The sequence below is a fragment of the Deinococcus maricopensis DSM 21211 genome (genome assembly GCF_000186385.1).
GTDB lineage: Bacteria > Deinococcota > Deinococci > Deinococcales > Deinococcaceae > Deinococcus_B > Deinococcus_B maricopensis.
Map to the genome: position 1 here is coordinate 1,808,229 of NC_014958.1, position 13,703 is coordinate 1,821,931.

At 70.0% G+C, this 13,703-nt stretch carries 15 protein-coding genes; 10 read left to right on the forward strand and 5 right to left on the reverse strand.

The features are described 5' to 3' along the window. Positions 1-4 precede the first annotated feature (4 nt). The 4 genes from DEIMA_RS08485 to DEIMA_RS08500 all read left to right on the forward strand — a co-directional run bounded on the left by DEIMA_RS08485 (position 5) and on the right by DEIMA_RS08500 (position 3,739). Positions 5-574 (forward strand): GNAT family N-acetyltransferase, encoded by a 570-nt coding sequence (locus DEIMA_RS08485; RefSeq protein WP_013556830.1) that lies wholly within the window; start codon positions 5-7, stop codon positions 572-574. Then, positions 555-1,445, forward strand: a complete 891-nt coding sequence (locus tag DEIMA_RS08490; protein ID WP_043816588.1) for a D-2-hydroxyacid dehydrogenase — start codon at positions 555-557, stop codon at positions 1,443-1,445. The genes DEIMA_RS08485 and DEIMA_RS08490 overlap by 20 nt, the downstream gene beginning before the upstream one ends. A gap of 155 nt (positions 1,446-1,600) precedes the next feature. After that, complete coding sequence (gene malQ / locus DEIMA_RS08495; protein WP_013556832.1) at positions 1,601-3,112, forward strand: 4-alpha-glucanotransferase; 1,512 nt, start codon at positions 1,601-1,603, stop codon at positions 3,110-3,112. A 54-nt stretch (positions 3,113-3,166) separates the two neighbouring features. Continuing rightward, positions 3,167-3,739: a cob(I)yrinic acid a,c-diamide adenosyltransferase gene (locus DEIMA_RS08500; RefSeq protein ID WP_013556833.1), complete on the forward strand. Its 573-nt coding sequence runs from the start codon at positions 3,167-3,169 to the stop codon at positions 3,737-3,739. A gap of 88 nt (positions 3,740-3,827) precedes the next feature. Here the strand turns inward: DEIMA_RS08500 and DEIMA_RS08505 are convergent, their stop codons facing one another. After that, positions 3,828-4,583 (reverse strand): N-acetylmuramoyl-L-alanine amidase family protein, encoded by a 756-nt coding sequence (locus tag DEIMA_RS08505; protein ID WP_052303297.1) that lies wholly within the window; start codon positions 4,581-4,583, stop codon positions 3,828-3,830. Positions 4,584-4,708: 125 nt separating this feature from the next. Between DEIMA_RS08505 and DEIMA_RS08510 the strand changes: the two genes are divergently transcribed. From DEIMA_RS08510 to DEIMA_RS08515, 3 genes are all read left to right on the forward strand, one after another. Then, positions 4,709-5,335 carry a hypothetical protein gene (locus DEIMA_RS08510; protein ID WP_043816590.1) on the forward strand — a complete coding sequence of 209 codons (627 nt, stop codon included), beginning with the start codon at positions 4,709-4,711 and terminating at the stop codon, positions 5,333-5,335. Between the two features lie 31 nt (positions 5,336-5,366). Beyond that, a complete protein-coding gene (locus DEIMA_RS18240; protein ID WP_169311934.1) occupies positions 5,367-5,534 on the forward strand; it encodes a hypothetical protein in 168 nt (55 codons plus the stop codon). A gap of 218 nt (positions 5,535-5,752) precedes the next feature. Next, positions 5,753-7,165: a hypothetical protein gene (locus DEIMA_RS08515; protein WP_013556836.1), complete on the forward strand. Its 1,413-nt coding sequence runs from the start codon at positions 5,753-5,755 to the stop codon at positions 7,163-7,165. A 163-nt stretch (positions 7,166-7,328) separates the two neighbouring features. Here the strand turns inward: DEIMA_RS08515 and DEIMA_RS08520 are convergent, their stop codons facing one another. From DEIMA_RS08520 to DEIMA_RS08530, 3 genes are read right to left on the reverse strand one after another with little or no spacing between them, the layout of a single operon-like run. Beyond that, positions 7,329-8,456, reverse strand: coding sequence for a serine hydrolase (locus DEIMA_RS08520; RefSeq protein ID WP_013556837.1), 1,128 nt, complete (start codon positions 8,454-8,456; stop codon positions 7,329-7,331). Next, complete coding sequence (locus tag DEIMA_RS08525; protein WP_013556838.1) at positions 8,437-9,279, reverse strand: DegV family protein; 843 nt, start codon at positions 9,277-9,279, stop codon at positions 8,437-8,439. Before DEIMA_RS08525 ends, DEIMA_RS08520 begins: the two co-directional genes overlap by 20 nt. A 43-nt stretch (positions 9,280-9,322) precedes the next feature. Continuing rightward, positions 9,323-10,363: a 3'(2'),5'-bisphosphate nucleotidase CysQ gene (locus tag DEIMA_RS08530; RefSeq protein WP_013556839.1), complete on the reverse strand. Its 1,041-nt coding sequence runs from the start codon at positions 10,361-10,363 to the stop codon at positions 9,323-9,325. 223 nt (positions 10,364-10,586) lie between these two features. Here DEIMA_RS08530 and aspS point away from each other — a divergent pair, with 223 nt between their 5' ends. Next, positions 10,587-11,885 carry an aspartate--tRNA(Asn) ligase gene (aspS, locus tag DEIMA_RS08535; RefSeq protein ID WP_013556840.1) on the forward strand — a complete coding sequence of 433 codons (1,299 nt, stop codon included), beginning with the start codon at positions 10,587-10,589 and terminating at the stop codon, positions 11,883-11,885. Between the two features lie 62 nt (positions 11,886-11,947). Continuing rightward, entirely contained in the window at positions 11,948-12,688 is a 741-nt protein-coding gene (locus tag DEIMA_RS08540) for an alpha/beta hydrolase family protein (RefSeq protein ID WP_013556841.1), read from the forward strand. A 70-nt stretch (positions 12,689-12,758) separates the two neighbouring features. On the opposite strand, the gene DEIMA_RS08545 is transcribed toward DEIMA_RS08540, so the two are convergent. Continuing rightward, complete coding sequence (locus tag DEIMA_RS08545) at positions 12,759-13,298, reverse strand: hypothetical protein (RefSeq protein ID WP_013556842.1); 540 nt, start codon at positions 13,296-13,298, stop codon at positions 12,759-12,761. A gap of 166 nt (positions 13,299-13,464) precedes the next feature. Between DEIMA_RS08545 and DEIMA_RS08550 the strand changes: the two genes are divergently transcribed. Continuing rightward, positions 13,465-13,632 (forward strand): ribbon-helix-helix domain-containing protein, encoded by a 168-nt coding sequence (locus tag DEIMA_RS08550; RefSeq protein ID WP_013556843.1) that lies wholly within the window; start codon positions 13,465-13,467, stop codon positions 13,630-13,632. The last annotated feature ends 71 nt before the right edge of the window (positions 13,633-13,703 follow it).

The following is a 13,703-nucleotide window of genomic DNA, read 5'->3' on the forward strand; positions in this document are numbered from 1 at the left end:
CGCGATGACGGACGCCCCAGTCACGTTCGGCCGTGTGCGCCTCCAGCCGCTCACGGCCCTGACGCCCGCCGATTGGCGCACGATGTACGGGTACTTCCGGGACCGCGAGCTGGCTGACTGGAACGGCGCGCAGCCGATCCGGTTGCCCGAGTGGGTGTTCCGCCGCGTCATGATCGACGAGGAGCGGGGCGGGGAGCGCTACGGGTTCGGCGTGCTGGATGAGGCGGGGCGGCTGATCGGCAGTGTGGAGCTGTACGATCTGCGGCCCAGCCCGCCGCTGACGGCCACCACGGCGACGCTCGGGGTGATGATCGGCGAGCGGGCGTTGTGGGGCCGGGGGTATGGGCGGGAGGCAGTGGGGGCGGTGCTGCGCTTCGCGTTCGAGCGGGTGTCGCCGCCGCTGGAGCGGGTGCGCCTGCGGACGTTCGCGCATAACCGCCGCGCGCAGCGGGCGTTCCTGGCAAGCGGCTTTCAGGAGGTCGCGCGCGAGGTCGGCCGTGAGCGGACGGACGTGCTGATGGAAATCACGCGGGACGCGTGGTATGCCCGGACGCATGAACGTCCTGATTCCTGACCTGCCGGCTTTCCGCTCACTTGCCGTGCCCGGCGTGACCTTCACGCCGTACGGCCCGGAGGGAGCGTCGGCGGCCGTAGCGGACGGCGTGGTCCTGTGGGGCGTGCGCCGTGAGCACCTGTCGGCGCTGCTGCGCACGCCGGGCCTGCAGTGGGCGCTGACGCTCACGGCGGGGGTGAACCACGTTACGCCGCACCTTCCGGAGCACGTGACGCTGTACAACGCGAGCGCGCTGCACGAAAACGCCGTGGCGCAGCACGCGACCGCGACGATCCTCGCGGCGGCGCGTGGGTTGCACCGCGCCCGGGACGCGCAGCGTGAGGGGGTGTGGCGCCCGGAGCGGAACCTGTGGACGCTCGATGACCGCTCGGTGGTGATCTGGGGCATGGGGCACATCGGCCGGCGCCTCGCGCGGCACCTGGAGGTGCTGGGCGCGCGTGTGACGGGCCTCACGAGTGGCAGCGCGGTGGGCGAGGTGGACGAGGCCCTTGCGGGTGCGGACGTGCTGGTGCTGCTGCTGCCGAGCACGCCGGACACGCGCGGGCTGGTGGGGGAGAGCGTGCTGGCGCGCCTCTCGGCGGGGGCGTGGGTGGCGAATTACGGCCGGGGGGACCTGATCGTCACGGACGCCCTGGTGGCGGCTCTGCAGGGCGGACATCTGGGCGGCGCGATTCTGGACGTCACGGACCCGGAGCCGCTGCCGCCGGGGCACGCGCTGTGGGCCCTGGAGAACGTGATCCTGACGCCGCATACCGCTGGCACGACAGCGGACGTGGCAGAGCGCGGCGCAGCGTACGCGCAGCGGGTGGTGGCGGCCCTCGCGGCCGGGGAGGACGTACCGGGCCGGGTCGACCTGAGTCGAGGTTACTGAGGACCGGGGCGCGCTGCTGGAGGTGATCTGACCTGTTCATCTGGGGTTGACGTTCACTTGTGGAGGTGCTGTGTTCGCGGGCCCCTTCAGGTAAAATGCGGCGTTTCAAGCCTGGAAGTAGTTCCAAAAGTTCTCGGCTTCAGGAAGGGAGTTCCATGACCATCACACGCTCCAGCGGCGTCCTGCTGCACCCAACCAGCCTGCCCGGCCCCTACGGCATCGGCGAACTCGGCGACGCCGCCTACGCCTTCGTCGACTGGCTCGCCCGCGCCGGACAGGCGTACTGGCAGGTCATGCCCCTCGGTCCCACCGGCTACGGCGACAGCCCCTACCAGTCCTTCAGCGCCTTCGCCGGCAACCCCTACCTCATCAGCCTCGACGCCCTGCGCAAACACGACCTGCTGCTCGCTGCCGACTTCGACGCCGCCCCCGCCTTCGACGCCGCGCACGTCGACTTCGGTCTGCAGTACATCTGGCGCAACCAGATGCTCGACCGCGCCTTCGCGCACTTCGAAAGCGGACGCGGCGCGCACCTCAAAGCCGACCTCGACACCTTCGTGAACGCGGAACGCGCCTGGCTCGACGACTACGCCCTGTACACCGCCATCAAGGCCGAACAGGGCGGCCTCCCCTGGAACGCCTGGCCCGAAGCGCTCCGCACCCGCGACGCCCAGGCCCTCACTGACGCCCGCCAGCGCCTCGAACGTGACATCCGCCGCGTGCAGTTCACGCAGTTCCTGTTCTTCCGACAGTGGAACACCCTGCGCCGCTACGCCCACGAACGCGGCATCCAGATCATCGGGGACATCCCCATCTTCGTCGCCATGGACAGCGCCGACGCCTGGGCGAACCCCGAACAGTTCCTGTTCGACGAAAGTGGCCAACCCACCGTCGTCGCCGGCGTCCCACCCGACTACTTCAGCGAAACCGGGCAGCTCTGGGGCAATCCCCTGTACCGCTGGGACGCCATGCAGGCCGACGGCTTCCAATGGTGGATCAACCGCTTCCGCGGCAGCCTGAACCTCTACGACATCATCCGCATCGACCACTTCCGTGGATTCGCGGCCGCCTGGCAGATTCCCTACCCCGCCGAGAACGCCATCCAGGGCGCGTGGGTGCCGTCCCCCGGGCACGCCCTGTTCCACGCCGTGAAGGGCGCCCTCGGGGACTTCCCGATCATCGCCGAGGACCTCGGCGTCGTCACGCCCGACGTCGAGCAGCTGCGCGACGACTTCGCCTTTCCCGGCATGGCCGTCCTGCAGTTCGCGTTCGCCGGCGGTGACTTCAGCGTGAACGCCTTCCTGCCGCACAACCTCCGCCAGAACCAGGTCGTGTACACCGGCACGCACGACAACGACACCACGCGCGGCTGGTGGGCAACCGCCACGCAGGACGAAAAGCACAACCTCGGCACGTACCTCGGCCGGTACGTGGACGACGCCACCATCGCGTGGACGCTCACCGAGGTCGCGTTCGAGAGTCGCGCGAACCTCGCTGTCGTGCCCCTGCAGGACCTCATGAACCTCGGCACCGAGGCGCGCATGAACCTCCCTGGCACGCTCGGCCCGCACAACTGGACGTGGCGCTACGCGCCCGGCGCGCTCACGCCCGACCTCGCCGACCGCCTGCAGGCCCTCACGACCCGCACCGAACGCCGCCACCCGTAAGCCCCGCCACAACGAACGCGCCAGGGAAATCCCTGGCGCGTTACGCTGGAAGGCATGAAACTCTACACCCGCACCGGCGACGCCGGGCAGACCGGCCTGTACGGCGCCGACCGCGTCAGCAAAGCGCACCCGCGCGTCGAGGCGTACGGCACCGTCGACGAAGTGAACAGCGTCCTCGGACTCGTCCGCGCGCACCTGCACGCGCAAGGCGGCGACGACGCCATGGACGCCGACCTCGCGTACCTCCAGAACGCCCTGTTCGACCTCGGCGCGGACCTCGCCACGCGCACGGAAAGCCCCTACGCGAAAAACGTCGCCCGCATCGACGCGGACGACGTCCAGCATCTCGAACAGCTCATCGACCAGTACCAGGCGGGCGCGCCGGAACTCAAGCAGTTCATCCACCCCGGCGGCACCCCCGCGAGCGCCGCCCTGCAGGTCGCCCGCGCGGTCGCGCGCCGCGCCGAACGCGAAGTCATCCGTCTCGCGCACGAGGAGGACGTGAACGCCCACGCGCAGGTCTACCTGAACCGCCTGTCCGACCTGCTGTTCATCATGGCGCGCGCCGCAAACGCCCGCGCCGGCATCCGCGAAGAGGAATGGCACGTCAAGGGTCGCCGCGCCTGAACGCCCACCCCAGCGTCTGAGCCGAAACGAAAAGCGCCCCCGCTGGATGTCCAGCCGGGGGCGCGCACGTCACGCCCCGCTCCGAGGGTCACTTCACGTTCAGGAAATCGCAGATGCCGTCCGCGATCGCGTCCGCCAGCCGGTCCCGGTACGCACCCTGCGCGAGCTTCGCGCCCTCCACTGGATGCGACCCGAACCCAATCTCGATCAGGATGGCCGGCGTCGTCGGGTTGCGAATCACGTAGAACGCCTCCTGCTGCACGCCCCGGTTCACCGCGCCCGTCGCGGCAATCAGGTGACTCTGCACGCGCGTCGCCAGCTGCTTGCTGAACGCGATCTTCGCCTGCGCAATCAGGTCCCCCAGAAGGTTCTGCGCCGTGCTGGTCGCCTGACGCGTCAGGTTCTCACCGAGCGTGCCGCCCCCGTTCTCACGGACCGCCAGCGTCCGGTTCCGGCTCTCCAACGGCCGACCGAAATAGTACGTCTCAATGCCCTGCGCGGTCGGCCCCGCCGCATTCACATGGATACTGACGTACGCGTTCACGCGGTCCGCTTTCGCCATGCGGCTGCGCGCCTCCAGGTCCGTGGTCTTGTTCACGCTGAGCTGCGTATCGCGGTCGCGGGTCATGATGACGTTCACGCCACGCGCGCGCAGCAGCGCACGAACGCGCAACGCCACATCAAGCGTCACTTCCTTCTCGGTCACCCAGCGGCTCGCCATGCCGCCATCCACGCCCCCGTGACCGGGATCGAGCAGAACCGTGAGGGCAGGTGGACGCGTGGTCGGGGCGGGCGCGGCGAGAGCCAGGCTGGACAGCAGCAGAGCGAATGCAAGACGCTTCACGTTGCGCGCAGTGTACCGCCCACGCCAACCCGCAACGGCGCACGGCGCTACGAACTCCGCCCACCTGACGCGCGCCTGAACGCCCCCCTCAGTGTTTTCAGGTGCCCAACGCTATGGTGAAACGCATGACCCGCCTCCTGCTCCCCCTCGCCCTGCTGACCGGCACGGCCCTCGCCGGCACGTTCGGCGGCTTCCAGATCAAACCGTACGGCAACGAACGCCTCGACCTCGGCACCGGCCTCACCACGCTCGACAAGGGCGGCGTCGCCACCGACAGCAAAACTGGCCTCAGCATCGACGCGAAAACCATGCAGTACAAGGACGGCGTGAACCTCAAAGCGCAGAACGCCACCCTCAAAACCCGCGAAGGCGGCACCCTGCGCGCCCAGAACACCACGTACGACGTACCCACCGGCGTCCTCACCGCCCAGGGCGACCTGAAATACGGCGACGGTCGCGTCCGCGACCTCACCGCCGACACCGTCCAGTACGACAGCAAAAAAGGCATCGTCATCGCCCGCGGCAACGTCCGCGTCGCCGAGCCGAACCTGCGCGGCAACCTGCTCGTCGCGGACCTCAACAGCAACCGCGCCGTCCTGTACGGCAACTACGCGTACGCGAGCGGCGGCACCAAACTCTCCAACGCCAAAAACGACGCCACGCTGCTGATCACCTTCACCGGCAGCAAATCCAGCGCCACCACCCGGCCCCTGCCGGAAGCGCTCGCGCCGTTCAAGGCGTACCTCAAGTAAAACGCTCATGCCGCCCGGTACACTGGGCGGCATGTTCCGCTCCGCGCTCACCGTGCTGACGGCGCTCCTGATCGGGAGCGCCGCCGCGCAGGCCACCGCCACCCCGCCCCCACCGGATGCGAGGAACGCGACGTTCAACTGGACATCGAGAACGTCGGCACCGCCCGCGCCGACGCACTCGACACCGACGGTGACCTGACGGTCCTCACGCACGCCTGCTTCACGCAGGGCGACCTGACCCTTGACGCGCCCGAACTGCGCACCGAAAGGGACGTCACCACCGCCCAGACCCTGCGCGTCTTCGGTCAGGCCCTGAACGGCACCGCTGCAGGGCTCCGCGCGGACGCGACCGGCACACACCTCCAGGGCCTGCGCGCACACCTCACACTGCCGAACGCCGCGCTGCCCGGCCTGCCCGTGCCCGCCGGGGAGTACGACCTCGTCAGTCCCGACCTGACCCTGAAAAGCGGAACGCTGCGCACCACGGACCTCACGCTCACCGCGCGCGATGGCCGCGTCACCCGCCTCTCAAACGCCGACGTCTCCGAGCGCAACGTCCGCGCGGACGCCGTCCAGCTCGGCCGCGTGCAGGCGACCGGCGTACAGGTCACCCCCAACCTGCTGGTGGCGCAGCGCGCCCGCGTCAGCCTGTGCCGCGACCCACGCGCCACCGGCCTCACGCTCGACGCGCAGGGCGTGACGGCCACACCCACCGGCACGCACCTCCAGAGCGGCACGTTGCAGGCCGGTGGGCTGCGACTCCCCGCCAGCGGGACGTTCCCCGTGCGGGCCAGCGGCCCAACCGTCGCGGCCACCGTGCAGACGCTGCAGGCCGACGCGGACGCCCTGATTAACCGCGTGCAGGCCAGTCCGCCGCAATTCATCGTGGGGGCCGACGCGGTCGGGATTCGCAACGTCCCTCTGCTGGACGCAGGCGACACGCGGTTCAGTGTCGTCTACCATTCGACCTTCCCGGAAGTGAACTTCACCCGCACCATGTACGGCGCGTCCGTCCGCGCGGGCGTCTTCAATGATGACGGGAACCCCCTGCCGGAGTTCAGCGTTGCTCGGCGCCCACCGACTGGCTTCGTGGGCCTCCTTGCTCTGCGCGGCAACCTGTACCTCACGGAAGCGCGCGCTGGCTACGCGGGCACACTCGGCCCCGTGGCCTGGATCGGGGAGGTCGGTGCGGGTCACCAGCTCGAGGAGGTCACGCAGAACAAGGTGACGACCCTCGTCCTGGGCGAAGCCACCTTCGCGCACGCCCAGGCCAGCGTGGGCCGGACCCTGACACTGATCCCTGGCGTGAGCGTCGGCGGGACCCTGATCGCCGACGGCCTCGCGTTCTCCAGCGGTGAACGGCAGGGCGCTGTGGAGGCGCAGGTGCGCGGTACCGCCACGGAAGGCGCATTCAGCGTCACGCTCGCCCACACTGCCCGTTTCGTGGCCGGGACCAGCCCCTTCAAAGCGCTGCGCAGCTCGAACCTGCAGACCAGTGTGCTGGACGCCCGCTTTGCTCCTCCCAGTGCCGAGCCCATTCGACTGGACGCCATCAGCGCTCACGCGAAGTACAACTGGCTCACCAGTACGTGGGAGGAGGCGACCGCGACCGTCGGCGCCCGCTTGGAAAGCGCCGATGGTGCCCTCGCGCCGCGCGTCAGTTACGACGCCGTGGCCCGCGCCGTCACCGTCGGCACGGACGCCTTGCTGTACAGCGACTGCTTCGCGTACGGCCTGGCGCTCGACTACACCTTCCCGAATACGCCTGCCACGCCCGCACAGCAGACCAGGGGCACCTTCAAGGCGTCCCTGAAATTCAACTTCCGCTGAGCGCGGCCTTTAGGCCCCTTGGGCGTCTGACTGTGCGGCAGAGCCTCAGGGACGAGCCCAGAACGGGCCAGCAGGTCGGCAACGCTCCGCGGGCATGCACGCACCTCAAGACGCCATCAGCAGGGGAACACCGGACACGGCGTCCCCCTGCTGATGCGCCCATTCAGGGATTCAGGACGTCGTGGATGGCCGCGTTGATCCACGTGAAGGCCGTACGCGTGAGCGGCATCGTGTACGTTTCGTGCGCGCCGTGCTGCATGAAGGCGTACACCACATGCCGTCCGTCCAGGGTTTCCAGATAGCCGGTGTACGTGAGGATCTCCCAGCCGTTGCCGCCTTTCCCGCCGAAGTACCGGACGGGCACCTGCAGGCGGGAGCGGCCGTAGCCACTGCTCATCACGTCACGCTGCACGGTGCGGCTGGCGGGGCTGAGGCCGGGGCGGAGGAACTCGTGCGCGACAAGCGCCGCGAATTCCGCCGGGGTGCTCACGTTGTGCGTGCCGAGGTCCGCGTCCGGGTGGTAGCGTTCCTCGAAGTAACGGTCCAGGCGCGTCTGGAGGTAGTCCGCGCGGTACGTCTGCGCGTCGGCGTCGAGGGCGTGGGCGAGGCGGGAGCGGTCCTCGCCGGTGGCGCTGGCGAACACGGACGCGCCGGGGAAGGCGCTGCTGAGGCCCGCCTGCGCCACCCACCAGTCCTTGGTGGGCAGGATCAGGCGGGTGCGGCAGAGCTTCAGGTCGTCGGCAACGCGTTGCACGGCGTCCAGGCCGACGCGGCGGTGCAGGAGGTCCGTGGCGGTGTTGTCGCTGTTGTGGATCATGCGCCGCGCGAGCGTCAGGACGTCGCTGTGGTCGAACGGGTATGCGCCGAGGCTCTGGCTGGCGGTGGTCACCTCGAACCGTTCGCCGAGCGGGAGCGTGCCGGCGTCGTGGGCGCGCAGGAGCGCCCACAGAACGGCCTGTTTGTAGCTGCTGGCGAGGGGGTACACGCCGTCCGGGTCGCGCGCGACGGCGCGTTTCACGCGCAGCGTGGCCGGATCGATTTCCGCGACGAACAGCCCGAGGCGGCCGGTGAGGCGCGCGGGCGGCGGCGGGGCGGGCGTGAACGCGGGCGTGACGGCGCACCCCGCCGCGTGCGCGCCCGGGGAGCGGGCGGCGAGTCGGGCGGCGTCGCCGGGCGCAGGGTCGCGCCAGGCGAACCACGCGCCCGCGGTCGCGAGGGCCAGCAGCAGGTAGCGGCCCTTGCGGCGCAGTGCGCGCGGCGCGCCCCGCCGCTTAGACCTGCGCGGGTTCAAGCACCGCGCCGTACGTGCCCGGCCCGGCGTGCGTGCCGACGACCGCGCCGAAGTGGTGGTCGCCCATGTCGGTGTAGTTCACGCCGGCAAGCGCGGCGCGCAGCTCCACGACGGTGCCTTCGCCGCCGTCCGTGGCGAGGAAGGCGACGTTCGCGCCGGGGTGCTGCTCGGCGTACTTGCGGACGTGTTCGGCGATGTCCGCGAGGGCTTTTTTGCTGCCGCGTGCGCGTCCGGCACTTTCGACGCGGCCGCCGCGGACCGCCAGGATCGGCTTGATGTTCAGGAGGCCGCCGAGGAGCGCCTGCGCCCCGCCGATGCGGCCGTTCAGGCGCAGGAATTCGAGCGTGTCGACCGTGAAGCGGATGTCCTGCTGCGCCTGCACGCGCTCCAGGGCGGACACGATGTCGGCGGCGCTTCGGCCTTCCCGGGCGAGGCGCGCGGCGCGCAGCGCCTGGAGACCCAGGCCGAGCGACACGGTGCGGGAGTCCACGACCGTGACCTTCCCACCGAATTCCTGCGCGGCGAGGCGGGCGCTGCCGACGGTGCCGGACAGCTGCCCGCTGATGTGGATGCTCAGGACCTCGTCGGCCGTTTCGAGCGCCTCGCGGTACACCGCGGCGAATTCGGCGGGGCTGGGCTGGCTGGTGGACGGCGTCTTCTTGCCGGCCTTGATGCCTTCGAACAGGGCTTTGGTCTGAATGTCAATGCCGTCCTTGAGCATCTGCCCGTCGAACAGGACGTAGAGGGGCACACTGCGGATCTGCTCCTGCGCGCGCAGCGCCGGGCTGAGGTCCGCGGTGGAGTCCGTGACGATCGAAATCATTCCCACACTCTACTGTGTGGCCCGGAACGCGGGTAGCGGACCTTCAGGGGCGGTGCAGGGGGCCGTACACGTATGCGAGGTCCCGCGCGAGGCGCCCGAGGTGGAAGTCGTCGCCTTCCTCGTGCTCGACGATCCAGCCGTCCGCCTGCGGCTGCAAGGCGATCAGCGCGAGGACGCGCCCGCCAGCGTGGCGGACGTGCACGTGCGGGTGCCCGGACCAGCGGGCCGCCTGCTCGGGCGTGAGGACCGCCCAGGCGCTGTCGGAGGCGCGCAGCCCCAGCTGCACCTCGGGGACGCCCGCGCGGGGGAGTGCCTGCGCGAGGTGTGCGACGACGTCCGCGCGGCCGGACAGGAGGCCCCGGCGGATGTGGGGCCGCGCGGCGTTCAGGGGGATGGCGGAGCCGCTGCGCCGCACGGTCACGCCACCGTTCGCGCGCACGAGCGCCATGCCCGCCGCGATGTCCCACTCGCTGCGGGCGCTCATGGTGAAGGTCGCGTCTGCCTCGCCGGCGGCGATGCGCGCGAGCTTCAGGGCGATGCTGCCGCTCGGGTGCAGGCCCGTGAGCGCGTAGCGGTGCAGCTCGACGCGGTACTCGGTGTCGGACACGGCGATGATGGCGGCGTCCACAGGCCGGTCGCTGAAGTTCACGGGCGCGCCGTTCTTCATGACGCCCGCGCCGACGACGCCCGCGAACAGTTCGTTCGTGGCGGGCGCAAGCACCACGCCGAGCGTGGCCTCGCCGCGCACCGCGAGGCCAATGCTGACGCTGAAGTCCGCGCTGCCGTTCACGTACTCGCGTGTGCCGTCGATCGGGTCGATGATCCACACGCGCTCGCGCGCGAGCCGCTCCGGGGTGTCCGCGAGTTCCTCACTGAGTACGCCGTCCTCCGGGAACGCGGCGCGCAGCGCCCGGACGATCAGGTCGCTCGCTTCGCGGTCCGCGATGGTCACGAGGTCTTCTGCGCTGGATTTCTGGGTGACCTGCAGGTCGCGCGCGCGGTGGTGCAGCAGCAGCGCGCCCGCCTCGCGCGCTAGGCGCACGGCCACGTCCAGTTCATGGTGAAGGGAAAGGGGAGGGGTCACGTCCCGAGTGTACGGGCCGGCGCGGGCGCGGCGCGCAGATGCAGACAACTGCGCGCGCAGCGCTTGACCGTCGGGCCGGCGGCCCGTACACTCGCCGTCAAGATGCACGCGGCGAACCTCAACGATAATGACTCCCGGTAGGGGGTCGTCTCGCCGCATACCTGCGCGCCCCCGGTCGAAGCAAACGACCGGGGGCGTTTCCTTCTCACTCAGGAGCACCCGCATGACCACCCCCGCACCCCGCACGACCCTTCCCCGCACCTTCACCCGTGATCTCGCGCCGCACGATGGCCAGACCGTCCGCCTGCAGGGCTTCGTGCATGCCCGCCGTGACTTGGGCGGCGTGCAGTTCCTCGTGCTGCGCGACGTGACCGGCATCGCGCAGTGCGTCGGCCAGAACCTCACGCTGCCCATGCCGGAAAGCAGCGTGGAAGTGATCGGCACCGTCAAGGCGCACGCCAAAGCGCCCGGCGGGTACGAAATTCAGGCGCAGCAGGTCCACGTCCTGAGTGAGGCGGTGCAGGCGCCGCCCGTGGAAATCCCGAAAATGGAGTGGAACGTCAACCCGGAAACGACGCTCGACTACCGTTACGTCACCGTGCGTGGCCTTAAGGAGCGCGCCACGCTGAAGGTGCAGGCTGAGATCGTCGCGGCGTTCCGCGAGCACCTGATCGACGAGGGCTTCACGGAAATCTACAGCCCGAAAATCGTGTCTGCCGGGGCGGAGGGCGGCGCGAACCTGTTCGAGCTGGATTACTTCGGGCAGCGCGCGTACCTTGCGCAGAGCCCGCAGCTGTACAAGCAGATCATGGTGGGCACGTTCGAGCGCGTGTTCGAGGTTGCGCCCGTGTTCCGCGCCGAGGAGCACGCCACCAGCCGCCACCTGAACGAGTACCTGTCTCTGGACGTGGAACTGGGCTTCATCGAGTCCGAGGAGGACGTCATGGACGTCGAGACGCGCTTGCTCAGCGCGATCATGACGCGCCTGCGTGCCCGCGCGAGCGCCGAGTTCGACCTGCTCGGCGCGGCCATCCCCGACGTGCCGCAGCACATCCCCCGCATTGAGCTGCTGGAGGCCCGCCGGCTCGTGCAGGAGCGATACGGCCACGCCGTCGGCGGGAAGGACCTCGACCCGGAAGGGGAGCGGCTGCTCAGCCAGCATTACGCGGAGCAGCACGGCACGGACTTCGTGTTCGTCACGAAGTACCCGAAGGCGGCTCGCCCGTTCTACGCGTACCCGGAAGGGGACCTCACGCGCGGCTTCGACCTGCTGTTCCGCGGCATCGAGATCACCAGCGGCGGCCAGCGCATCCACGAGCACGCGATGCTCCTGCAGAGCCTGCGCGAGTACCGCATCGACCCGGCGCAGATGGAAGGGTACACCGAGGTGTTCAAGCACGGCATGCCGCCGCACGGGGGGTTCGCGATCGGCGCGGAACGCCTCACGGCGAAGCTGCTTGGCATCGCGAACGTCCGTTACGCCCGCGCGTTCCCGCGTGACCGCCACCGCCTGCTGCCCTGAGCGCCGCACGTGAAGGAACGGCACGCGCCTCCCTGCGGGGCGCGTGCTTTACACTCCGCGTCATGGAAACCTTCGCGTCCATGACCGTGGATGGGCAGCGCGTGTACGGCATGCTGCACACCCCGGATACGCCGGCCCCGGTCGGCGGCCACCCGAGCGTCCTGATGCTGCACGGCTTCACCGGGAGCCGCTCCGCCGACCACCGGCTGTTCCCGCTGCTCAGCCGGTACCTGGTGCGTCTGGGCATCGCCAGCCTCCGCATCGATTTTCGTGGCAGCGGGGACAGCGAAGGTGACTTCAGCGAGATGACCGTGACGCGCGAGGTGGAGGACGCGCACGCCGCCATGGCGTACCTGCGCCGCCAGCCCGGCATCGACCCGGAGCGGGCCATGCTGCTCGGGTTCAGCCTGGGCGGCATGGTGGCCGCGCTTGCCGCGCCGGACGTGCGCCCCCACCGGCTGGCGCTGTGGGCGCCGGCGCTGCCGGAAGTCATGCTGCCGCACCTGCGCGGCGGCCTGATGCCGTCGGCCATCAGTGATTTCGGCGGGTGGCCGCTTGGGCGGGCGTTCCTGCAGGAACTGCCGCGCCTGAAGCCGCTGGAGGCCGCGGGCCGCTGGGGCGGCGTGGCGCGTGTGTTCCACGGCGACGCGGACCGGAGCGTGCCGCCCGAGATGGGCGTGCGGTACGCCCGCGCGCTTGGGTGTGACGCGGTGGGCATTCCCGGCGCGAACCACACCTTCGACAGCCTGGGCGCGGTGGAGATGCTGCACCGCGAAACGGCGCGCTTCCTGGCGGGCGACTGACGCCGCGCACAGGGGAGGCGAGCGAGGAGGGCGGCCGTGGCTTGTGCACGGCCGCCCTCCTGCGCGGGGGTTACTTGTGGCCCTTGCCGGGCTTCTCGCCCCGTTCGGGCTTCTCGGGCTTTTCCGGTTTCTCGGCGTTCTCCGGGCGGCCGCGGTCCTCGGTGGCGTCCGTGCGGTTTGCGTTCGCTTGACGGTTCGCGATGGCGCTGAGCGGCAGGGCGAGGGTGCGGCCGTCCGGCTGCGTGAATGCGAGCTTGATGGCGCCAGGCTTGGACAGGTCCCGCGCGAGCGTGTACGTCGTGGCCGTGCCGGTCCCGGTGGGCGGCGTTACGCGGACGCTTTTGGCGTCGGCGAGGGTGGCCGTGCCGGTCAGGGTGACGGTGCCGTCCGCGTTCACGGTGCCGATGGGTTGACCGTCAGCGCCGAGGAGCTGGACGGTCCCGCCGGCGGCGAGGAAGGCTTTGAACGTGTCGGTTTGCGTGCGGGTCACGGAGGCGGGGATCTTGCCGGGCAGTGGCACCGTCGTGGTGGGGGCGGGCTGCGTCTGAGCACCGGCGAGGCCGAGGGTCAGGGCGGCAGTGGCGATCAATGTCGTCATCGGATGTTTCATGCATGGACCTCCTGTGGGTTGGGATGACGTCAGTGTGCCGTGGCTGACTGATGTGACACTGACCGTGTGCGGAATTGCACTTGGGTGTTCTGCCATCTGCATCACGGGCATCTATGATTTCTCACGTGCCAGCGTGCTGTTGCTAGCATCCTACTAAGCTAGACCTATGGCTCGGGACCCCAAGCAGCAATTCAACGTCTACCTCCCCCCAGACCTCGTTCGCCGCATCAAATACGCCAGCATCGACGCCCGCCTCAGCCTCAGCGCCTACGTCGAACGCGCCCTGCGCAACCAGCTCGAACGCGACACCCAGGAACCCGAAGCGCACCCCTAACACCCGCGCACACCCATCACCGGCAGCCCCCCCGCACGCTGCTCAGCGGCCCGCGCATCTGCCGCATGGCG